Annotated in this window: 19 protein-coding genes; 7 read left to right on the top strand and 12 right to left on the bottom strand. The window is 71.1% G+C overall.

The features are described from left to right. The 3 genes from VK923_08805 to leuS all read right to left on the bottom strand — a co-directional run. The coding region (locus VK923_08805) for a ComEC/Rec2 family competence protein (protein HSJ44764.1) at nucleotides 1-1749 on the bottom strand (1749 nt) is incomplete at its 3' end. Then, a complete protein-coding gene (locus VK923_08810) occupies nucleotides 1746-2453 on the bottom strand; it encodes a helix-hairpin-helix domain-containing protein (GenBank protein HSJ44765.1) in 708 nt (235 codons plus the stop codon). The genes VK923_08810 and VK923_08805, both read right to left, overlap by 4 nt. A gap of 219 nt (nucleotides 2454-2672) precedes the next feature. Further along, on the bottom strand, nucleotides 2673-5141 hold the full coding sequence (gene leuS, locus VK923_08815; protein HSJ44766.1) for a leucine--tRNA ligase: 2469 nt from the start codon (nucleotides 5139-5141) through the stop codon (nucleotides 2673-2675). A gap of 279 nt (nucleotides 5142-5420) precedes the next feature. On the opposite strand from leuS, the gene VK923_08820 reads away from it, so the two are divergent. Continuing rightward, nucleotides 5421-5777, top strand: coding sequence for a phage holin family protein (locus VK923_08820; GenBank protein HSJ44767.1), 357 nt, complete (start codon nucleotides 5421-5423; stop codon nucleotides 5775-5777). A gap of 11 nt (nucleotides 5778-5788) precedes the next feature. Here the strand turns inward: VK923_08820 and VK923_08825 are convergent, their stop codons facing one another. The 6 genes from VK923_08825 to VK923_08850 all read right to left on the bottom strand — a co-directional run bounded on the left by VK923_08825 (nucleotide 5789) and on the right by VK923_08850 (nucleotide 11701). Then, entirely contained in the window at nucleotides 5789-6217 is a 429-nt protein-coding gene (locus tag VK923_08825; GenBank protein HSJ44768.1) for a hypothetical protein, read from the bottom strand. A gap of 85 nt (nucleotides 6218-6302) precedes the next feature. Then, complete coding sequence (locus VK923_08830; protein HSJ44769.1) at nucleotides 6303-6983, bottom strand: hypothetical protein; 681 nt, start codon at nucleotides 6981-6983, stop codon at nucleotides 6303-6305. A gap of 123 nt (nucleotides 6984-7106) precedes the next feature. Beyond that, nucleotides 7107-7604, bottom strand: coding sequence for a hypothetical protein (locus tag VK923_08835; GenBank protein HSJ44770.1), 498 nt, complete (start codon nucleotides 7602-7604; stop codon nucleotides 7107-7109). Continuing rightward, the gene (locus VK923_08840; protein ID HSJ44771.1) at nucleotides 7588-8385 is read right to left on the bottom strand and encodes a phosphoadenylyl-sulfate reductase; all 798 of its coding nucleotides are present in this window, start codon (nucleotides 8383-8385) and stop codon (nucleotides 7588-7590) included. Before VK923_08840 ends, VK923_08835 begins: the two co-directional genes overlap by 17 nt. 23 nt (nucleotides 8386-8408) lie before the next feature. Next, a complete protein-coding gene (locus tag VK923_08845; protein HSJ44772.1) occupies nucleotides 8409-10424 on the bottom strand; it encodes a MoaD/ThiS family protein in 2016 nt (671 codons plus the stop codon). Nucleotides 10425-10633: 209 nt separating this feature from the next. Next, nucleotides 10634-11701, bottom strand: coding sequence for a CapA family protein (locus VK923_08850; protein ID HSJ44773.1), 1068 nt, complete (start codon nucleotides 11699-11701; stop codon nucleotides 10634-10636). 446 nt (nucleotides 11702-12147) lie between these two features. Here VK923_08850 and VK923_08855 point away from each other — a divergent pair, with 446 nt between their 5' ends. After that, nucleotides 12148-13260, top strand: a complete 1113-nt coding sequence (locus tag VK923_08855) for an acyltransferase family protein (GenBank protein HSJ44774.1) — start codon at nucleotides 12148-12150, stop codon at nucleotides 13258-13260. 124 nt (nucleotides 13261-13384) lie between these two features. Here the strand turns inward: VK923_08855 and VK923_08860 are convergent, their stop codons facing one another. The 3 genes from VK923_08860 to VK923_08870 form a co-directional block, all read right to left on the bottom strand. After that, entirely contained in the window at nucleotides 13385-14920 is a 1536-nt protein-coding gene (locus tag VK923_08860) for a benzoate-CoA ligase family protein (GenBank protein ID HSJ44775.1), read from the bottom strand. A 121-nt stretch (nucleotides 14921-15041) separates the two neighbouring features. After that, the gene (locus VK923_08865) at nucleotides 15042-15881 is read right to left on the bottom strand and encodes an LLM class flavin-dependent oxidoreductase (protein ID HSJ44776.1); all 840 of its coding nucleotides are present in this window, start codon (nucleotides 15879-15881) and stop codon (nucleotides 15042-15044) included. 24 nt (nucleotides 15882-15905) lie between these two features. Continuing rightward, nucleotides 15906-18119 (bottom strand): FAD-dependent monooxygenase, encoded by a 2214-nt coding sequence (locus tag VK923_08870; GenBank protein HSJ44777.1) that lies wholly within the window; start codon nucleotides 18117-18119, stop codon nucleotides 15906-15908. Between the two features lie 110 nt (nucleotides 18120-18229). Here VK923_08870 and VK923_08875 point away from each other — a divergent pair, with 110 nt between their 5' ends. The 5 genes from VK923_08875 to VK923_08895 all read left to right on the top strand — a co-directional run. After that, the gene (locus VK923_08875; GenBank protein HSJ44778.1) at nucleotides 18230-19384 is read left to right on the top strand and encodes an acyl-CoA dehydrogenase family protein; all 1155 of its coding nucleotides are present in this window, start codon (nucleotides 18230-18232) and stop codon (nucleotides 19382-19384) included. Next, complete coding sequence (locus VK923_08880; GenBank protein HSJ44779.1) at nucleotides 19381-20154, top strand: SDR family NAD(P)-dependent oxidoreductase; 774 nt, start codon at nucleotides 19381-19383, stop codon at nucleotides 20152-20154. Before VK923_08875 ends, VK923_08880 begins: the two co-directional genes overlap by 4 nt. Before the next feature lie 21 nt (nucleotides 20155-20175). Then, nucleotides 20176-21000, top strand: coding sequence for an enoyl-CoA hydratase family protein (locus tag VK923_08885; GenBank protein ID HSJ44780.1), 825 nt, complete (start codon nucleotides 20176-20178; stop codon nucleotides 20998-21000). Between the two features lies 1 nt (nucleotide 21001). Further along, nucleotides 21002-21418 (top strand): Rid family hydrolase, encoded by a 417-nt coding sequence (locus VK923_08890; protein ID HSJ44781.1) that lies wholly within the window; start codon nucleotides 21002-21004, stop codon nucleotides 21416-21418. Further along, the coding region (locus VK923_08895) for an alpha/beta hydrolase (GenBank protein ID HSJ44782.1) at nucleotides 21411-22434 on the top strand (1024 nt) is incomplete at its 3' end. The genes VK923_08890 and VK923_08895, both read left to right, overlap by 8 nt.

Consider the following 22434-nt stretch of genomic DNA (forward strand, 5'->3'; position numbering starts at 1 on the left):
ATCCTGCAGGGCGGGATCGCCCAGTGGGACCACGAACATGCCGACCCGCAGGCGCCGGAGCACACGCGCCAGTCCGCCTGCGTGGTCGTGGTCGCCGTGCGTCAGCACGACCGCCTCGATCTCCCGGATCCGCCGGCTGCGCAGAGCGGCGTCGATGCCGCCCGGCTCCGGGCCGCCGTCGACGAGCATCCGTGCACCGTTGTCGCCGTCCGGCGCCTCGATCAGCAGCGCGTCGCCCTGTCCGACGTCGACGGCGACCAGGCGCAGGTGTGCCGGTGACCGTGTCGGCACCACCAGTGGTCCGACGAGCACGGCAACGGCCGTCGCAGCGGCCAGCAGCGCCGTCCACCGGGCAGGCCTACGTCGCCCGATCCGCCGATGGACCACGGCGACGGCGGCGATGAGCGCCACGACTGCAGCCAGCTCGCCGGGCCCGAGTGCCGGCAGACCGCTGAACGCGCCAGCCGCCCACTCGAGCACTGCCAGCGGCGGACCTGCGCCACTGGCGAGCACCACCGCACCTGGGGCATCCGTCGCGGCGAGCGCCGCGGCACACAGGCCCACGACCTGCGCGGTCGTGGCCGCCGGAGCGGCGACGAGATTCGCGGGCAGTGCGGCAAGCGGGACCGTGCCGACCATCGCCAGCAGCACCGGGGCCGTCGCGAGCTGCGCGGCAACGGTGGCGCGCAGCACGACCGGTGTCCGCGGCGCCCCGGCGGCGCCGGCATGCTGCACGGCAAGCAGCACCCCACCGGTCGCGAGGACCGACAGCGCGAAGCCGGCCTGACGCGCGAGCAGGGGATCACATAGGAGGAGCAGCAGCACGGTCACAGCCAGTCCGTGCAGCGCGTCGCGGCCACGACCGCTCAGCGCCGCGACCAACATCAACGTCGCCATCACGGCGGCACGCAGCACGGAGGGCTGCCATCGTGTCAGCACGACGAACCACCACAGCGTCACCAGCGCGCTGCTGTGACGACCGCGGTGCCCCACTCCGCACAGCGCCGTGATCGCCAGCACGCCCGCGAGCAGGACCGCCACGTGCCTGCCGGACACGACCACGAGGTGGGACAGGCCCGCCGCGCGCAGCAGGTCGTCATCGATGTCGTCACGCGTGCCGAGCACGAGGCCGCCGAGCAGGGCTGCCCGGTCACGGTCAAGTGCCCGTGCGAACACAACCCGCGCACGGTCGCGCACGATCGTCGTCCACCGCAGCACGACGGGAGCGGAGCTGAGACGCAGCGCCCCCACGGGTCGGACGCCCGCAGAGGCGCCGAGCGTGCGTAGATGTGCGCCGAACCCACCGTCGGGAAGCGGGACGATCCGCACGCGGGCGTCGAGCCGCTGTCCGACGTCGACGCGCTCGCCAAGATCGAGGTGCAGGACTACCCTGCCGGCGAGGCCGGTGTCGTCCACCCGCGTCAGGCGCAGGATGGCCCAGGCGCCGATCGGCGTCGTGCGCGGTTCCGTGACCACACGCCCGACGACGTCGACGACCGCCCGTCGCTCAGCGAAGGTGACCAGCGGCGAAGTGTCGCGAACGACCCGTCGTCCACCCGCCAGGCCGCCACCGAGCAGCACCACACCGACCAGGGCCAGCGCCAGCGCGGCTGCGGCCCGCCCGTGCGCAGCCACCGGCACGGCACCGAGCAGCACGATGAGCGCCACCGCGGCCGTCCATGGCGGGACAACCGACAGGCACCCCAGCCACAGCGCCGCGGCCACCACTGCGGTGACCGTGGTGGTCACACGGTCACGAGGTCGTGCAGCGCAGCGAAGGTCTTGTCACCGATGCCGTCGACATCGAGCAGCTGCTCGACCGACGTGAACCCTCCGATGCTGTCGCGGTGCGCCACGATCCGACCGGCCAGCACCGGACCGATGTCTGGAAGGGTCTCGAGCTCGGCGGCGGACGCGGTGTTCAGGTCGACCACCGCCGCGGCACCGGGTGCGGCGATGCCACCGACGGCACCACCCGGCGCGACGTCACCGCCGCCCGGATCAGGCGCCGGGACCTGCATCGATCCCGTCGTTGGCACATGGATCTGCTCGCCGTCACGGAGCACGCGCGCCAGGTTGAGCTGTTCGGTGCGTGCGCGACGACGCGGTCCACCCGCCGCCTGCACGGCATCGATCACGCGTGACCCGGCCGCGAGCTCGATGACACCTTCAGAGGCCACGGCCCCGCTGACGTGTACCACGACGGGACCGGCCGACGGCCCAACCGCGAGCCGTCCCGGCTCGTCCGTCGCACCGTCGGCAGGCGTCGACGGCAGGACAGGCGCGGGCGCAGCGATGGGCACAGGTCGTGCGGTCCACGACAGCGCAACCAGTCCCGCACACGCGCACGATGCCAGCACCAGCAACGCCGCGACGTGGGCGGGTGTCAGCTGGAGCCGGGCGGCTGCGTCGCGAATCCGCTCGACGAGCGGCACGGATGGGGACGGGAGCATGCCGGCAAACTAGGCACGCCCGCCGTCGGCCGCCTGTCAGGCCTCGGGCTGCCTGTGGACATCCACGGTCCGCCGTCGGCGTCCGGCGGACCAGCGCGTGATCCCACCACCGCGCCGGGGAGCGGATCCACCACATACGACGGATTGACTCCCCAGGCGACGCCGCACCGCTCCGGGAGCAGATCCGCACGTTCGACGAGACGGCTCCACGCCGCGTGGTCAGGCCGGCGGGCGGGTGACCAGGTTCAGCAGTCGGTCGGGCACCCAGATCACCTTGGCGATCGCGCGCCCGGACAGGTGCCGCCGCACGTTGTCCGACGCACGCGCCAGCTCGACCACGTCGTCCTGCGCCGCACCGGCAGGCACCGTGATCGTGTCGCGCACCCGCCCGTCGACCTGCACCGGGACCTCGAGCGTGTCGGTGACCAGCAGGGTGGCGTCGAACTCCGGCCAGCGCTGCTCCGCGACGAAGTCGTCGTGGCCCAGGCGGTGCCACACCTCCTCGCTGACGTGGGGGGCGAGGGGCGACAGCATGATCGCGATGACCTCCAGCGCGTGCTGGGCATCGCCGCCGCGTGCGCCACGCTCGCGCACGGCGGCCGACACCTCGTTGGTCAACGCCATGAGCTTGGCCAGCGCCGTGTTGTACTTGAACGCGTCGAAGTCCGAGGTGACGTCGCGGATCGTGCCATGTGTCGCGCGCCGCAGGTCCCTGTCACCCGAGGGGTCCGCAGCCGCAGCGCCACCGCTCTCGATGTGCTCGTCGGTCAGACGCACCAGCCGCGACAGCCACTTGAACATGCCCGCGGTCGAGACGTCCGCCCAGTCGACGTCGTCCTCGATCGGTCCCGCGAACAGCATCGTCGCGCGCAGCGTGTCGGCGCCGTACTCGTCGATGATCCCGCGGGGCTCGACCAGGTTGCCCCTGGACTTCGACATCGCTGCGCCGTCCATGACGACCATGCCCTGCGACTTCAGGCGGGTGAACGGCTCCACGAAGTTGACGTGGCCCAGGTCATGCAGCGCCTTGGTGAAGAACCGCGAGTACAGCAGGTGCAGGATCGCATGCTCGATGCCGCCGGTGTACTGGTCGACGGGCATCCACTTGGCCACCGCGTCGGCGGCGAACGCCACGTCGTCGCGGTCCGGCGAGCAGTAGCGCAGGTAGTACCAGGACGAGTCGACGAACGTGTCCATCGTGTCGGTGTCACGCCGGGCCGGCCCACCGCACGACGGGCAGTCGACGATCACGAACGCCTCCGCCGTGGCCAGCGGCGCCACGCCGCTGCGCGAGAAGTCGACCTCGTCGGCCTCTGGCAGCAGCACCGGCAGGTCGGCGTCGGGTACCGGCAGCTCGCCACACGACGGGCAGTGGACGATGGGGATCGGCGCCCCCCAGTAGCGCTGGCGCGAGATCAGCCAGTCGCGCAGCCGGTAGTTGACCGCGTGGCGCCCCAGCCCCCGCGCGGCCAGGTCGTCGGTGATGCGCTGCTTGGCCTCACGCCACGGCAGACGGTCGTAGTCGCCGGAGTTGACGATGACGCCGTCCCCCGACGCGGCCTCGACGATGGTGTCGGCGTCGGGCAGGTCCCCGTCCTCTGGGTGCACGACCACGCGCACCGGCAGGTCATGCTGCCGCGCGAAGTCCAGGTCACGCTGGTCGTGGGCGGGCACGGCCATGATCGCACCGGTGCCGTACCCCATGAGGACGTAGTCGGCGGCGTACACCGGCAGCTGCTCGCCGTTGACGGGGTTGACCGCGTGCACGCCCAGGAACAGGCCGTCCTTGCGCGCGTCGGTGGACTGCCGCTCGACATCGCTGCGGGACCGGACGCGCTGCAAGAAGGCGTCGAACTCCTCCGCGACACCGCCCCGCTCGGCCCATGCGCGTGCCAACGGGTGCTCGGGCGCCACGACGAAGAACGTCGCGCCGAACAGCGTGTCGGGGCGGGTCGTGTAGACGACGACCTCGTCGTCGCCGACATTGAACGTGACCTCGGCGCCCTCGCTGCGGCCGATCCAGTTGCGCTGCAGCGTCAGCACCCGCTCTGGCCAGGTGTCGCGCAGCTGCTCCATGTCCGAGAGCAGGCGGTCGGCGAAGGCCGTGATCCTCAGGAACCACTGCGTCAGCGACTTCTTGGTGACCACGGCGTCGCAGCGCTCGCAGTGGCCGTTGATGACCTGCTCGTTGGCCAGCACGGTCTGGTCGTTGGGACACCAGTTGACGTCGGCCTGCTCGCGGTACGCCCAGCCCGCCTCGTACAGCTGCAGGAACAGCCACTGGGTCCACTTGTAGTAGCCGGGATCGGACGTGTGCAGGCGGCGCGACCAGTCCCACGCGAACCCCATGCGCTTCATCGTGGCGGCGTGGGTCTCGATGTTGGCGTAGGTCCATGCCTTGGGGTCGGCACCCCGCTTGATTGCCGCGTTCTCCGCGGGAAGCCCGAACGAGTCCCAGCCGATCGGGTTCATGACCTCGTAGCCCTGCAGGCGCCGGTGGCGCGCGACGGCGTCGGCCAGCGAGAACGCCTCGACGTGGCCCATGTGCAGATCACCCGATGGATAGGGGAACATGTGCAGGGCGTAGAAGGGCTCCTTGTCCGACTGCTCGTCGGCGGCGAACAGCTGGGCGTCCTCCCAGGCCTTCTCCCACCGGGGTTCGATCTCGTGCGGGTCGTAGGCGGTCACGGTGCGGTCCTCACGGTTCGAGGGTGGAGACATGAAAAGACCCTCCGTGCATGGAGGGTCGCCGCGCTGAGGGTCGGTCGTCAGCGCGGCCAGATAAGGAGCAGGTGTGCTGCCATGAACCCAGCATACCCTGCCCGGGCCTCGGCACGTGCGGTGCGCGCCGGCGGCGTCCGCGTCTGCGACCTGCAGCGGTCTCCGGGCAGGACACAGCTGCGAGGAGAGCCGACGGCGGTCGCCAGGCGCTCGTCCCCGGTCAGGGCGATCGGGTATCGTGCCCCCATGTCGTTCGTGATCAAGGTCCTGGTGACCGCCGCGGCGGTGTGGGTCGCGGTGGAACTGATCGACGGGCTGGAGTTCGACGGCACCTGGGTGGGGTTGATCGCGATCGCGGTCATCCTCGGCGTCGTCAACGCGTTCGCCCGACCGATCGTGACGATCCTGAGCCTTCCACTCGTCCTGCTGACACTCGGTCTGTTCCTACTGATCATCAACGCCTTCATGCTCGGCCTGACGATCTGGATCTCGGAGGCCCTGGACCTGGGCCTGACGTCCACCGGCTTCGGTGCCACGCTGTTCGGTGCGATCATCATCACGGTCGTGTCGTGGATCGGTGAGGCGCTGCTCGGCGTCGACTGACAGCCGCTACGTCAGGACGAGCCTCGCCGCTCCACCCGCGCGGTGACTGATTCGGGCGTCGGCGACACCTGGCGTCCGGCGCCGGTCACGGCGGTGGGCGTGACCATGTCGCCGTCGTGGAACTGCCGGATGTAGTGCGCCCCCTCAGGGTCAGCCATCACGTTGACCCACGTCACCTGCGCACTGACGTCCGCGTCGAGCGCCCGGAACAGGCGCATGCAGTGCGAGCATCCGGGCGGCCAGTAGACGATCAGATCCTCGGCCGACGCGTCGGCCATCGCCCGTGCATGGGGCACGTGCGGTTGGGCACTTCGCAGCGGCGACACCCACCAGGCCCACCCGAGCGCGAACACGATGCCGAGCAACACCGGGACCGACAGCCGTCCCTCGACGAGCCAACCCAGCACCGCGAGCACCGCGGCGCTGCCCGCATTGATCATCGCGGGGCGCCACCGGTCGATGCGCTCGCCAAGCGGATCGCCCGGTTCAGTTGTGCGCCTGGGCGCCGGCACCGCGGTGTCTCGGTCAGATCTCGACCGGGAAGGTCAGCAGGAAGCCGACGCCCACGATCGTCATCACCACCGCCAGCCCGACGAGCGCCTGCTGGATCCTCCGTCCTTCGAACTTCGTGCTGATGCCCGCGAAGAACAGCACGGAGGCGAACAGCACGGTCAGCAGCGTGTAGTTGTCGCCCCGCTGGTTCGCGTCGCGCGCCTGCCGTGCGCGCAGGTCGGCCGTCTCCTGCAGCTCCAGTGACTCCGCCGTCTCGGCGATCCGGTACTCGTCCATCTCGAACGGGGTCGCCGGCGCATCGGGGTTGTTGAGCGGATCGAGCGCACGCCACGCCAGGAACGCGGGACGGAACTCATCGCGGAACCGCTCCTCGAGGAACCCGGCGAGCCGGTCGTCGCCGGCCGAGACCGCGGCGGCGTAGTCGACGAACAGGCCGACGTCGACCGCCTGCTTGGTGTTCGCCCGCGCCGCTGCCTGCGCCGACTGGGTGCGCGCGGCGCCCGCCTCGCTGAAGCGGATCGACATGACCCCACCCCACTTGGAGGCCTCGAACGCAGACCAGGCCGTGAGGATCGTGACGATCGACAGCACGATCGCAGCGACGACGTCGGTGTTGATCTCACGACCGCTCCGCACGCGGGCCCCGGATGCCGCCGCCGTTCGATCATCGCGCCCCTCGCCCGCCACGGCCATGTCGTCTACCCTTCCGGCATCACATCCCGTCCCAGCCGACGGTACGCGACAACGGTCGTGAGGACGAGACCCGTCGCCCAGATCGCGGCAGCGATCCATCACGCATCGGGCCAGCCGAAGCGCTCAGGTGCGGGTGGGACCGTCCGTGACCTCGACGCTCTCGACGTTCATGCCGTCCGGGCGCACCGCGAGGGTCAGCGTCGCCTGGTCGGTCCGAAGCGTCACGGTGAAGTGCCCGAGCGTTCGCATGCCGACCCGTGCGCTCCGCAGCTCGTGGCTGGCGACGGCCTTCAGTGCGGCGTTGATGTCGCCGAGCTGACGCGCCAGCGCGCGTCCCGCCGGCGTGCGGCGGAACACGTCGGTCAGGATCTTCTCACCCTCGGCGCGGTACAGCTTGCGGGCCCGTGCGGTCTGCAACGCCAACTCGAGGAGTGACTGCAGGTGCACCACCAGCTCGGGTGGCACGCTGCCGTCGGCCACCGCGGCAGCCAGGGCCTCGTAGCCTTCGCGCCGTGCTCCGCTCAGCGCGGGGAGCAGCGCAGCCAGCTCGGCCTCGACGATCTCCTGCTCGTCGTCGTCGAGCTCGAGCGGCTGGTTCGGAGCGTCAGTGGCCGTCGCCATGGGCCTCACCGAGGATCGCATGCACCTCGTGCTCGAATCCGCCGGTCTCGATCGGGCAGTGCATCCCGCATTCCTTGGGCGCGTCGGACTCCCACCACCAACGCCCGGCACGATCGTCCTCGCCGTCGCGGACGGGTCGCGTGCATGGATCGCATCCGATGCTGGTGTAGCCCTTCGCGTACAGCGGATGGCGGGGCACCGCGAACTCGTCGAGGTAGTCCTCGACGTCCCCGGCAGTCCAGTCCGCGAGCGGGTTCACCTTGACGATGCCGTCGTGGTCGTGGTCGAGCTGCACCTTGGTGATCGCCGCGCGCGACGCCCACTGGTCGCGGCGCAGCCCGGTGAACCACGCGTCGAGGCCTTCGAGCGCCTCGGTGAGTGGCCGCACCTTGCGGATCTGGCAGCACATCAGGCGGTTCTCGATGCTCTCGCGGAACAGGTCGACCCCGTTGCGCCGCACCATCGTCGCGACCTCGTCCGCGTCGGGGTGGCGGACCTCGAGCCGTGCCTCGGGATAGTGCCGCTTGACCTGGTCGATGAACTCGACGGTCTCGCGTGGCAGCCGGCCCGTGTCGACGGTCATGAGACGGACCTGTGGGAACATCTGGTAGGCCATGTCGAGGATCGCCATGCCGTCGGCCTGCAGCGCCGTGACGATGGCGACGTTCTCACCGAACGTGTTGAGCGCCCACTCGATGACGTCCTCGGGCTCCTGGTCGTCGAGGTCGACGGCCAGCCGGCCGATCTCGAGGTCGTCGAAGACCACGCGTTCCTTCAGCACTGAGGTTCCCCTTGGGCTTGGGCCTAGCCGCCGGCCAGGGCCGGCAGGATCGACAACTCGTCACCGGGCTCAAGGGTCGCATCGAACCCGCCGAGCCCGCGGATGTCGTCCTCACCGATGTACAGGTTGACCGCGGGGTTGATGCGCCCTGGACCGCTGACAAGATACGCGGTCAGCTGCGGGTGCAAACGCGTGAGCTGGTCGAGTGCCTGCCCAACGGTAGTAACTGCCTGGGGCCTCCTTCCACGCTCGGCTGAATGGCCGTCTGACGGCGGACCCGAGACTGGGAGCGCGATCTCGTCGGCGCCGTCAGAAAGCTCGAGCAGCGTGCCTGGCACGCGCACGACCATGTGGTCACCGTCGGACCCGTCAGGAGCCCGTCGGACCACCTGGCCGGACGCGATCGCCCGCAGCTGATCGTCCGACGTGGCGTCGCAGAACGCGCGGAACGTGAACGCATCACCTGAGCCGTTCAGCGCCGCTTTCTGCTCGAGCCATCCGTCGAGCAGGCGGACGATCACGTCGATGATGTCGGTGGTCGGCACCCGTCGCAGCAGCGGGCTGCCGATGGCCGCGTCGCGGCCGAGCCCCCCACGCAGCGTCACGTCATAGGCCTCGATCCGCTGGCCGGTCAGGGAATCCTTGGTGGTCGTACCCTGCAGGCCGATGTCACCGATCCAGTGGTGCGCGCATGCGTGCGGGCAGCCGTCGACGTACAGCTTGAGGTCCTCGACCTGCGTACCGAACCGCTGCTCGAGCACTTCGAGGATGTCGGCCAGCTTGCCCTTGGTCTCGGCGACCGAGTAGTTGCAGAACTTGTGGCTCGTGCACGCGATCGAGTTGCCGTAGACGCGGTTGCGGGTGATCGGCAGACCGAGCGTCTCCATGCCGGCCACGAGGTTGTCGAGCTGTGCGTCCGGCACGTTGCCGACGATCAGATCCTGCTGGCGTGTGAGCCGGACGTCACCGCCGAAGGGCTCGACGAGGTCGGCGATGCCGATCATCTGGTCGCCGGTCAGCCATCCCATCGGCACCGAGAACCCGACGTAGGAGTAACCGGGCTGTCGCTGCGTGTGGACACCGAGGTGGTCGACCCCGTCGACCGGTACGGGCGCTGCGAGGTCCTCCAGCCGGCGCCCCAGACGCTCCTCGACCTTTGCGCGCACGCCCTCGGGACCGTGGTCGTCCATCATGAACTTGATGCGCGCCTTCGCGCGGCTGATCCGGTACTTGGGGTCGGACTGCCAGGCGTCGGTGACCGCGCGCAGCACCTCGATCGTCTCCTCACGTGGGACGAACACGCCGAGGTCGCGGGCGAGGCGCGGGATGTTCGACAGCCCGCCACCAACGGTGAGCGCGAAGCCCTCGCGACCGTCCTTGACGACGCCGATCAGTGCGACGTCGCTGATCTCGGGCGCGTTGCACTGGCCTGGGCAGGCCGCGATCGTGTACTTGTGCTTGCGGGGCAGGTTCGAGTACGCGCGGTTGCCGTAGAAGTAGTCAGCCACCTCGGCGATCACCGGCGCGACGTCGAACGGCTCGTCCTGGGCGATGCCGGCCACCGGGCAGCCCGTGATGTTGCGAACGGTGTCGCCCTCTCCCCCGACCGTGGTCAGCCCGGTCGCCTGGATCTCGGCGATGACCTCGGGCAGCTGATCGAGGCGGGCCCAGTGGAGCTGGATGCCCTGGCGCGTGGTCAGTTCGCCGTAGTTGCGCCCGTAACGCTGGGCGATGTGCCCGACACCGCGCAGCTGCGTCGGCTGGATCAGGCCGCCCGACACCTTGATCCGCACCATGAACGTGCCGAGCTTGGGCTTGTCATGGGTCAGACCCCACCAGTTCAGGCGGACGATGTCCTCCTCGGGGACCGCCTCGTATCCCATGGCGATCAGCTGCGGCAGCTCGTCGACGATGTCGAGCGGGAACTTCTCCTGCTTGAGACGCTCGATCGAGTTGCGCTTGTAGACGAGGTCCCACGTCGGTTCCTCGCGACGCCTGCGTCGCTGTGGTCGTTGCACGCTGGTGCCTGCTGCAGCCATGAGTGGATCAGCCCGTCGAAGTCGAGGTCGCGATCGCGACCTTGGTAGCCGTGCGACGTTGGAGCAACCTGTGCACGCGAGGGTCGATACCGTAGAAACCCTTTCTCACTCCGCCGGACCGGCCTCGTTAGGGTGCAAACTCCTGCACCGGTCCTCTACGGCGCGCTGCGCGGACGCCGCAGCACCGGCGGTCCGAGAGACATCAGACCTCACTCGGACAGGACCGCGATCCGGCCGATCGCGCGCCTGGTCCGACGCAGGGACGTACGCAGCTGCGCGGCGTACGCGCCCGAGGCGCCACGACGCAACGCACGGCGGACCGCGACGACGCGGCGCTGCGGGTGGCGCACCATCGTGGGCACGTACTCGACGCGGCGGATGCCCAGCGATCCGTCGCGGCGCTCGCCGACGATCAGGCGCACGATCACGCCGTCCTGCGTCGCCGGGCGACAGCAGGCGGCCGTCTGGTTCGACAACAGGTTGCCGAGCCCGTACACGACGACCTTGCCATGGCGTCGCCCGACCGGCTGCACGACGTGGGCGTGGTGGCCGACGAGACCGTCGACGGCCGGCGACGCGAGGAGGCGACGGGCCAGGCGGCGCTGCGCCGCCGTCGGCGCCGTGACGTACTCGGCGCCCCAGTGCAGGCTGATGACCACCAGCTCCGCACCGTGCCGGCGGGCCCGGCGGGCATCGTGCAGGATCCGACGCCGGTCGATGAGATCGACGGTCCACGGGCGGTCCGACGGCACCATCGCACCGTTCAGGCCGTACGTGTACGACAGGTGCGCGACCCGCCGGCCGCGCACGCGGTAGATGCGCACGCGCTGTGCCTCGCGCCGTGTGCGCGCGGTCCCGGCGTGGCCCAGCCCGGCCCGGTCGAGCGCTCGCAAGGTCTCCCCGACGCCCGGCGTGCCACGATCCAACGCGTGGTTCGAAGCGACCGAGCAGCCGTCATAGCCGACATCGGCCAGGGCAGCGGCGAGGTGGTGCGGGGCGTTGAAGGCCGGATAGCCCGACAGCGCCGTCAGATCGCGGGTCAGCGGCACCTCCAGGTGGCACAGGGCCAGATGGGCGGTGCGGATCGGCCGGCGGATGCCACGCAGCAGCGTTCGAAAGTCGTAGGACCCGTGTACGCGGCGCGCCGCGGCGATCACGGGAAGGTGCGGCAGCACGTCACCGGTCACGGCGATGGTGAACGTCGTCGACCGCGACCGGACCGGCACGCGGACGCTGAACCGCATGACCTCGCGCGCGGCAGCAGCCTCGCGGTCCACGGGCGCGTCACGACGACCGTCGGCGGCAGGTCCGCGGATCGCACCAGATGCGGTCGGCGGCTGGACGGTGCGCCCCGATACGACGGCGGCGAGAGGCCCGCGGATCGCACCGGTCGCGGTCGGCGCTGGGACGGTGCGCCCCGATACGACATCGACGACAGGCGATCGCACCGCGCGGTCCGGGCTGACCCGCGCTGGCGCGTCGTGGCGAGAGGAACCAGCAACCGGTGCTGGAGCGTCGGAGCGAGAGGGACCAGCGACCGGCGTGATCCCGTCTGCGGGGAACACCGCCGCCAACGCCAGGGCGAGCCCGACGATGGCCGTCACCAGGCGGAGGACGCCACGTCGAGGTGCCATCGAGCCCCGGTCGGCCGGTACATACGCCAGCCTAGCGACCCTTGTGCGGTCAGCGCGCATCTCGTAATTCGAACAGCCACACTGGTGACGTGGAGCAGGTTCATGCGCCGGCACCGCCGGTCACCCCCGTCCGCGCACGGATCCTTGGCATCGACATGGCGCGGGCGTTTGCGATCATCGGCATGGTGATGGTGCACATCGGACCTCGCGACCTGCCCGGCGGCGGCCTGTCGGGAGCCGTCTACCGCTCGACCCACGGGCGCGCCGCGATCGTGTTCATCGTGCTCGCCGGTATCGGAGTGTCACTGCTGGCCGGCGACCACTCGCCGGACCGCATCACCGCCACCCGGATGCGCCTGGGCTGGCGGACACTGGTGCTGCTGCCCGCCGGGCTGGCGCTGCAGACGCTCGACATCGACGTCGCGGTGATCCTGCAGTACTACGCCGTCTACTTCCTGGTCGCCATGGCGGCGCTGGAGCTAAGCGACCGCGCGCTGCTGATTGTGGCCGCCTCCAGCGTGACGTTGGGGCCCGTGGTGCTGATCTGGCTCGAGCGCACCGTGCCGGACTGGTTCCTGGGCGGCGTCCCTGCCTGGGACGACGCGTCACGCATCGTGCGCGACATCGCCCTGACCGGCTACTACCCGGTCGTCGTGTGGACCGCGCCGCTCGTGCTGGGCATGTGGATCGGCCGACGCGACCTGGTCTCGACGACGGTCGTGCGATCGGTCGGGCTGGCCGGCGCGGTCGTAGCCGCCGTCGCCTTCCTGACGTCCGACGGGCTCGTCGCGCTGCTGGGTCCGGCCACCTCGTCGACCGACGCGAGCCAGCTCTACGTCATCGAGCCGCACAACGAGATGCCGTTGTGGATGCTGTCGTCGGCAGGGATCGCGGTCACCGTGATCGCGGGGTGCGTGTTGCTGGCGCGCCGACTGCCGCGCATCACCTGGCCACTCGTCGCGTTCGGACAGCTCGCGCTGACCGCCTACGTCACCCACCTGCTCGTGTTGCACCGGTGGCCGCAGTGGCTGGACCGCAGCACCTACGGCGCCGCGTGGCTGTCGGTCAGTCGCTTCACGCTCGTCGCGCTCGTGCTGGCGACCGCCCACCGCGCTGTCGCTGCGCGCGGTCCCTTCGAGCTGCTGCTGCGCCCATCGGCGCTGCTGTCGCGACGTCAGGACCGACCCGACGAGGGCCATTGACGTCGGAGACGACCTGAACTCGGCGACCAAAGGTGGGGCAGCGAACTTCGGGGTGGTAGCCCAGACCTCAAGGTGTGGGCGACTTCTCGCGCCCAGCACGAACTACGAACTGCGCACATCGGGCTCAGTGGCTGGCGACCAGCCGTTTGAGCGCGGCCCGGTCGATCTTGCCGAGGTGGGTGCGGGGCAAGTCGTCGAGCACGACCACCTGACGGGGATGCTTGTACGGATCGAGGCGTTCGAGGACGAACCGCTGCAGGTCCTCGGCCAGACCGGGTGCAGCGCGCGCCGCCACGACGAACGCGACCGGCTTGACCAGACCATCGTCGTCGGCCGCGCCGACGACGACGCACTCGGTCACCTGGTCGTGTTCGAGCAGGCAGCTCTCGACCTCGGCCGGCAGCAACCACTTGCCCTTGACCTTCAGCGCGTCGTCGCCGCGTCCGACGTAGGTGACATAGCCATCGTCGTCGACGGAGATGAGGTCCCCGGTCACGACCCACTCCCCGCGGAATACCCGCTGTGTCTCCGGCATGTTCCGCCAGTAGGCAGTGGCGCGCGACCCGCCCCGCACCCACAGCCGACCGACGTCGCCGGACGGCACGCGGACCCCGTCGTCGTCGCGGACCTCGAGGTCGTAGCCGGAGACGGCGGTGCCCAGCGTCCCGGGACGGACCTTCCCCGGCTGGTTGCTGATGAAGACGTGCCACATCTCGGCGGTGCCGAGCCCGTCGTAGAGCGGCACGTCGACCATCGACATCCAGCGCTCGTACAGCGTCACGGGCAGCGCCTCGCCCGCGGAGGTCGCGAACCGCAGGTTGGACAGGTCGCGCGGGGCAGCGGCCTGCTCGTCGACCATCCTGGCGATCATCGACGGCACGTTGACGAGCACGGTCGCCCGGTGGCGTTCGATGCGGTCGAGCAGGCCGTCGGGGGTCGGGTGGTCACCGAACAGCACCGCCGAGCCGCCGACCGCGAACGGGAAGAACAGCACCGCGCCCAACGCGTAGCCGAAGTAGAGCTTCGGCACGCCGATCGCAACGTCGTCGTCGCGGTAGCGCATGGTCTGCTTGGCATAGCGCTCCGCGGCGTTGGCGTAGGACCCGTGGCTCTGCACGACCGCCTTGGGCCGGCCGGTCGTGCCACCCGAGAACAGCCAGATGGCCGCGTCGTCCCGGTGCGTGGCGACCGTCACGAGCTCGTCCTCGACGTCCATGTCGTCCAACGCCACGTGCGACGTCCCGCCGCCGTCGACCAGCAGGCGGGGCGCGGGTTCGCGGCTGCCGGCTGCGGCCGCCTCGAAGGTCGGGACCACCGATGGCGCAACGACCGCGACCGGCACGCGTCCGTAGTCCAGGATTGCCCGCAGCGCGTCGACCCCCAGCCCGGGGTTGACCATCACCACGACGGCACCGAGCTTGAGGATGCCGAACAGCGCACCGACGAAGGCCGCACCGTCGGGCAGCGCGACGATCACCCGCTCCTCCTGGCGCACCCCGAGCTGCCGGAGCGCGTTGCCGAACCGGGCTGCCAGCCGGTCGACGTCGGCGTAGGAGCAGGTCCCTTCGTCGAGGCGCAGCGCGGTCCGATCGCCCCGGCCCTCACGCAGGCGGTCGCCGAGGTAGTAGTCGGCGATGTTCAGCAGGTCGCTCGATGTCATGGCCCTCTCCCGTCCCCGACCGCATCGTAGTCCTGGCGACGTGGGGCGATCGCTGACATGGCGACACCGTCGGCGGCACGCTCCACCGGTCGACCCCAGCCCTACCGGGCCGTCGGTCCGGTCAGTGGGGGACGGCGTCGGCGAGGCGGTCGAGCTGGGTGAGGTCGGCGACGGCGGGCAGCAGGATAAGGTGGTCGCAGCCGGCGTCGGCGTAGGCTTGGACGAACTCGCGGACCTCCAGCGGGTTGGTCAGCAGCCCGTCCGCGATGCGTCGCGAGAACGGCCCGGTGAAGGCGTAGTAGTCGAGTAGGTAGTTGCGGCCGGCGCTCGCGCCGTCGCCGAGCGCGAAGTAGCCCTGGCCCCACAGCTCGGGCTCGCCCGGCCGGCCGGCGTCGGCCCACGCCGAGCGCGCCTGGGCCGCTGCCCGCTCGAACGCCCGTGGTGGACCGCCGCCGTGGAAGTAGCCGTCCGACAGCCGCGCCATACGGGCGAACGCCGGTCCGCTGCCACCGCCCACGAGGACGCGTGGCGCGCGCCGCGACGCGCTGGTCGGGGTCAAGTGGCCCTCGTCCCAGATCGCCCGGAGCGCGGTGAGTTGATCGGTCAGCCGTGCACCGCGCGGCCGGTCGAACTCGTTACACGCGTAGTCGTCGCCGCGGGCGCCGATCGCCACCCCCAGCGTCAGGCGCCCACCGGACAGGACGTCGAGGCTGATCGCCTGCTTGGCGAGCGTGGAGCACTCCCGCAGGGGTGCGATGAGGATGCACGTCACGAGCTCGACGCGGCTGGTGACAGCGGCCGCGGTGGCCAGCGACACCATCGGCTCGACGTTGTCGTACACGATCCGGTCGACCGTGCCGAGGCTGGCGAACGGTCCGCCGTCAGCGCGCCTGGCCCACTCGACGATGGTCGCCGCCTCCACCCCGGGCACCGCGTTGGGCAGTCCGACCCCGACGTCCATGTTGGTTCTCCTCAGGTGCCGCCGTTACGACCTGACGCGCTGCTCGGCCAGCCATGGCGGCTCGTCGGGCAGCGGGCGGCCGACGATCACGAGGTCGGCCCTGCCGGACGCGAGCACGTGGTCGGCCTGCGCCAGCGTCGACAGGTCGCCCGACGCGATCGTGGGCACGCCGGCGCAGTTGCGGATGAGATCGCTCCAGGCGGCATAGTAGACACCCGCGTAGTCAGGACGCGCGTGTGGGGTGGTCTGGCCGGCGACGACATGCAGGACGTCGGCGCCGTGCTCGGACAGCGCGCGCGCGATGACGACCGCGTCGTCCTCGGACAGCCCGCCTGGCTGCAGGTCGCTGGCCGACATGCAGACCGACAGCGGCCTTCCGCGCGGCCACACCTCGCGCACGGCGTCGAGGATCTCGAGCGGGAACCGCAGCCGCCCGTGCACGTCACCACCCAGCTCGTCCTCCCGGTGGTTGGTCAATGGTGATAGGAAGCTGGACACCAGGTAGCCGTGGCCGAAGTGCAGCTCGAGCAGGTCGAACCCCGCGGCGTGGGCCCGCCGGGCGGCGCCGGCGAAGTCGTCGCGGACGTCGACCCGTCGCCGCTCGTCGAGGGCGTGGGGGACGATCCCACCCGCGGTGTAGGGCACGGCCGATGCCGCGACGAGTGGCCAGCCACCCGTGCGCAGAGGCAGGTCCACGCCCTCGTCGCGTGTCCTCGTGGCGCCGCGGGGCCCGGCGTGGTTCAGCTGGATGCCCAGCAGGGTCGGCGTCGCGCCCCGCACGTCGTCGAGCACGGCCGCCCAGCGCTCAGCCTGCGCGTCGGTCCACAGGCCGCCGTCACCGGGTGTGATGCGCCCGTGCGCCGACACCGCCACGTGCTCGACCACGACGACGGCGGCGCCGCCGACGGTGGCGCGCGCGTAGCGGCGGACCGCATCGTCGGACGCCCTGCCGTCGTCGGCGCGGTCATCCGGTGCGACCGTCAGCACCATGCGGTTTGCCAGGCGCTGCCCGCCGAGGTCGATGCCCGTCAGCGACGGCGGCGGCGGGATCACCAGCGGCACGTCGTGGCCACGCTCCGCCTCCTCGGCGAACCACCGGTCGATCGCCTGCACCAGACCCGGATCGCGGCGCTGCATGCTCTGGTGGTCGATCCGCTCGCTGCGCGTCAGCAGGGAGTACGCGAACTGCGGTGGCGCGAACCCCCAGTAGCGGTGATAGCGGGCGAACCAGTCGAGGCTCTCGGCGGCGGCCTGCTGCACGCGGGCGACCGCAGGACGGCGCGTCGCCTCGTACTCGGCGAGCGCGACGTCGAGGTCGTCGTAGCGGCCAAGCGCATCGGCGAGTGCGATGGCGTCCTCGAGGGCCAGCTTGGTGCCCGATCCGATCGAGAAGTGCGCGGTGTGCGCGGCGTCGCCGATCAGCACGACGTTGCCGTGCCGCCACGAGGCGTTGCGCACCGTGGTCCAGTCGAGCCACTTCGAGTTGTTGGGGATCAGCTCGTGACCCTCGAGGTCGTCGGCGAACAGGTCGGCCAGGAACGCGATCGACCGGTCGTCGCTGTCCCCGGGCCGCAGCGACGCGGCGTCGACAACGTCGAGCCCGGCCGCTCGCCAGACCTGCTCCGACGCCTCGACGATGAAAGTGCTGGTGGTCTCGCTGAACGGGTAGATGTGGACCTGGAACAGCCCGTGCGTGGTCTGTCTGAAGATGAACGTGAACGCGTCGAACAGCTTCGTCGTGCCCAGCCAGATGTACTTGCTGCCCTCGACGGTCAGGCTTGGTTGGAACGCGTCGCGCCACGTCCGGCGGACCAGGCTGTTGAGGCCGTCGGCGCCCAGCAGCAGGTCGGCGTCGGCCCGCTGCCCCTCCACGTCGTCGACCTGCGCACGGAACCGCACGTCAGCGCCGAGCTCGACGGCACGTTGCTGCAGGATCTCCAGCAGGCGGTGGCGGGAGACGGCCGCGAACCGGTTCCCTCGGGCCCGGATCCGTGCACCCCGGTAGCGGATCTCGACCGGATCCCACCGCGCGCAGGCGCGCAGGAAGCGGTCGTGGCTGACAGGGTCGGCATCGGCGAGCTCGGAGAGGGTGGCGGCCGAGAACACGACGCCGAAGCCGAACGTGTCGTCCGGTGCATTGCGCTCAAGCACGGTGACGTCGGTGGCCGGATCGGCCAGCTTGAGCAGGATCGCTGCGTACAGCCCGCCGGGCCCGCCACCGATGCTGGTGACCTTCACCTTCGCCTCGCCCTGCCTCCTGCGGAGGCCATCCGGCATCACCTGACCGACCTGGTCATGCTACTCATCCGTTACGATCGCACGGCCGTGCACGCCATCGTGAGGTCGATGTGCAGTCCATCAGCATCGAGCACCGCAAGCTGCTGCGCGAGACACATGAGCTCGCACGTGTCACGCTCGCGCCGATCGTGGCACGCGGGCCACACGGTCGCCTGAACCGGGAGCTTGTCCGCGCGCTCGGCGATCACGGGATCCTGCCGCGGCTGTTCCCGACCGAGCTCGGCGGTACTGCGAGGGGCGGGGTCTCGGCGACCGAGCTGTGCGTCCTGCGCGAGGCGATCGCGAGCGCATCCGTGACGGCTGAGACCACGCTGGCCGTGCAGGGGCTGGGCTCGTACCCGATCCTGCAGTCCGGCCGCGACGAGGTGCGCGCGCGCTGGATCCCGCAGGTGGCCGCCGGCCGGGCGGTCGCGGCGTTCGCGCTGACCGAGCCAGGGGCGGGCTCCGACGCCGCGGCGCTCGACCTGCGGGCCGAGCGCGACGGGGACGGCTTCCGCCTGACGGGCACCAAGACATGGATCTCGCACGCCCCCGGCGCCGATGTCTACACGCTGTTCGCCCGTACGACCCCGGGAATGGGTGCGCGGGGTGTCACCGCCTTCGTCGTACCCGGCGACGCCGACGGGCTGCGCGGCACCTCGATCGACCTGATCGCCCCGCACGCGATCGGCAGCCTCGAGCTCGACGGTGTGCGCGTCCCATCCACCGACGTCCTCGGCGAGGTCGACGCCGGGTTCAAGGTGGCGATGCGCACGCTGGACCTGTTCCGGCCCAGCGTCGGCGCCGCGGCCGTCGGGATGGCTCGGGCTGCCCTCGATGCGGCGCTCGACCACGCCGATCGGCGCGAGGCGTTCGGGCAGCCCCTGCGTGGGTTCCAGGCGATCTCGCACCAGCTCGCCGACATGGCCACGCGGCTGCAGGCCGCACGGCTGCTGGTCTTCGACGCCGCGGCCGCACACGACGACGAGACCAGCCGCGTGACCCGGCCGGCGGCGATGGCCAAGCTGTATGCGACCGAGATGGCCCAGTTCGTCATCGACGCCGCCATCCAGGTCCACGGCGCCAAGGGGCTGGAACGCGGACACCTCCTCGAGGAGCTGTACCGCGAGGTCCGCTCGTTGCGGATCTACGAGGGGACCTCCGAGATCCAGCGCACGATCATCGCCCGCGAGCTGTATCGGGACCGGCACGGGGCCGGGCCGTGACCGCTCCTGCGGTGGCGCGGCGGCGCGCGCTGGTCACTGGTGGCAGCAGGGGCGTCGGTCGCGCGATCGTCGAGCGGCTCGCCGCCATTGGACAGTCCGTCGTCGCCGTGGGCCGCGACGCAGCCGCGCTCGACGACGTCGCGGCGACGGCCGGTCGCCACGGCTGGCATGTCGAGACTGCGCGCTGCGACGTCACCGACGAGGCTGCGGTCACGGACCTGTTCGCACGGGTCGGCCCGATCGACGTGCTGGTGCCCAACGCCGGTGTGTCGACGTCGGCGCCCGTGCACCGCACGACGCTCGACGACTGGAACCGCCAGCTGCGCGTCAACGCGACCGGGGTGTTCCTGGCCGTGCGGGCCGCGCTGCCGGCCATGCAGGAGCGCGACCGTGGACGCGTCGTCGTGGTGGCGTCGGTCGCCGCGCTCCACGGGGCCCGCTACATCTCGGCATACGCGGCGTCGAAGCACGCCGCGCTCGGGTTCGTCCGCAGCGCAGCGGCCGAGGTCGCTGGCTCCGGCGTCACGGTCAACGCCGTCTGCCCCGGGTACGTCGACTCCGAGATGACCGACCGCAGCGTCGCGACCATCGCTGCACGGACCGACCGTGACGAGGCGGACGCCCGCGCGTTCCTCGAGCGCCAGCAGCCGCTGGGGCGGCTGGTCACGCCGGAGGAGGTCGCCGCGGCCGTGGCCTTCCTGGCGTCCGACGAGGCTGCAGCGATCAACGGGCAGACCATCGTGCTGGACGGTGGCGGCGTCCAGCACTGACCGAGCAGCGAAGGGCAACAGGTGACGTTCCGAGCCAGCGCCGGGTTCACACCCCACTGGGAGCACTTCGACCTGACGATCGACGCCGGTGTCGCCACGGTGACGCTGACCCGTCCCGACAAGCTGAACGCGCTCACCTTCGACGTCTATGCCGACCTGCGCGACCTGCTGGGCGAGCTGCCGGCACGCGACGACGTCCATGTGCTCGTGATCACGGGCACCGGCCGCGGGTTCTGCTCCGGTGGTGACGTCCACGAGATCATCGGCGCCCTGCGCGGGATGGACACGCGTGGCCTGCTGGAGTTCACGCGGATGACCGGCGCCGTGCTGGGAGGCCTGCGTGACATCCCCATTCCGGTCATCGCCGGCGTCAACGGCATCGCAGCGGGCGCGGGCGCGGTCATCGCACTCGGCGCCGACCTGCGTGTCATGGCGCGGTCGGCGTCGGTCCAGCTGCTGTTCACGCGCGTTGGGCTGTCCGGCGCCGACATGGGGATCGCCTACCTGCTGCCCCGCATGATCGGGCTGGCGCGCGCGACCGAGCTGCTGCTGCTCGGCGATCGTGTCGACGCCGCGACCGCGCTCGCGTACGGACTGGCGACGCAGGTGGTCGACGACCACGACCTTACGGACGCCGTGGCAGCGCTCGCCCGACGCTTCGCCGACGGACCCACGCTGGCCTACGGTGCCACCAAGGCGCTGCTGACCCGGGAGCAGGACATGGGCCTGCACGCAGCCGTCGAGACGGAAGCACTCGTGCAGGCCCTGCTGATGACCTCGGCCGACCACGCCGAGTTCTACGACGCGTTCATCGACAAGCGCGCACCCGACTGGAAGGGACGCTGAGGTGGCACGCTCGCCCCACGAGATCGTCAACCCCCCGCAGCTGCTGCCGCCTGTCGGCTTCTCGCACGCCGTCGTGTCGGGTTCCGGACGGACCGTCCACGTCGGCGGCCAGACGGGTCACCGCGGCGACGGATCGCTGCCGCACGGCCTGCTGGCCCAGTTCGACCAGGCGGCGGCCAACCTCGCCATCGCGCTGGCCGCCGCGGGAGCGCGTCCGGAGCACCTCGTGTCGATGCAGGTGGTCGTGACCGACGCCGAGGCCTACCGCGCGGACCCGCGGGCCCTCGGCGCGACGTACCAGCGGCACCTCGGCCGTCACTACCCGGCCATGGCGCTGTTCGAGGTGTCCCAGCTGTTCGACGAGCACGCGATGGTCGAGCTCGTCGCGGTGGCCGTCGTCCCGGATGGGCATGGCTGAGCACCGGTCCGGGTCCGCCGCGCGGCTGCCCTACCTCGTCGTGCGGACGTCCCAGCGCACCGCCGCGCTGCCAGACCGGTGTGCGGCATGGGCCAACCGCACCGGTGCCGACGTCGAGGTCGTGGGTCCGGTCGGTGCCGATGCACTGCCGGCGCTGCTCGACGGAGAGCGGCACGCGGGGATCATCGTCGAGGTGACCCCGGTCCGCCACGACGCCGCGGCCGCGGCCCTCGTCGCGCGTGCGCAGGTGCCGGTCGTGACGGTCAACCGTGACGCGTCGTCCGACGACGCCGCGGTCGAGGCCGCCAGCACCTCCACGATCAGCGGACGGGGCACCAGCGGCTTCCTGTGGGCGCTGGGCCACCTGCATGCGCTGTGCACCCATCCGCCGACCACGGTCCGCTACGGCGATCACGACGCGCAGACCGGCGACCTCCGCCTGGCGGCCACGCCGCATGCACCCGTGGTCATGCTCGTGCACGGGGGATTCTGGCGCCACGAGTGGGGCCGCGACCTCATGGACGGGCTCGCGCTGGACCTGTCACGTCGGGGGTACGCCACGTGGAACATCGAGTACCGCCGCGTCGGTCCGACCGGTGGCGGATGGCCGCGGACGGGCCACGACGTGGTCCGCGCCGTCACCGAGCTCCAGACGCTCGCCGATGGCCGGGTCGACGTCGACCGCGTGGTGCTGGTGGGGCACTCGGCGGGCGCACAGCTCGCGCTTCGCGCGGCGGAGGAGCTGCGCACGAACCGCCGACCACCGTCGCTGGTCGTCTCGCTGTCGGGGCTGTTCGACCTCGAGGCGGCCGCGCGCGACGGCGTCGGCTGGGGCTCGGTCGAGGCCTTCCTCGGCGGAGATCCATCCGAGGTTCCCGGCGCCTACCGCGCGGCTGCACCGATCGCGCACCTGCCGCTGCGCGTCCCGCAGATGGTCGTGCACGGCATCGAGGACGCACACGTTCCCCCGACCCAGAGCGACGCGTACGTGTGGGCCGCCGCCACGGCGGGCGAGA

The sequence above is a fragment of the Euzebyales bacterium genome (assembly GCA_035461305.1).
Classification (GTDB): domain Bacteria; phylum Actinomycetota; class Nitriliruptoria; order Euzebyales; family JAHELV01; genus JAHELV01.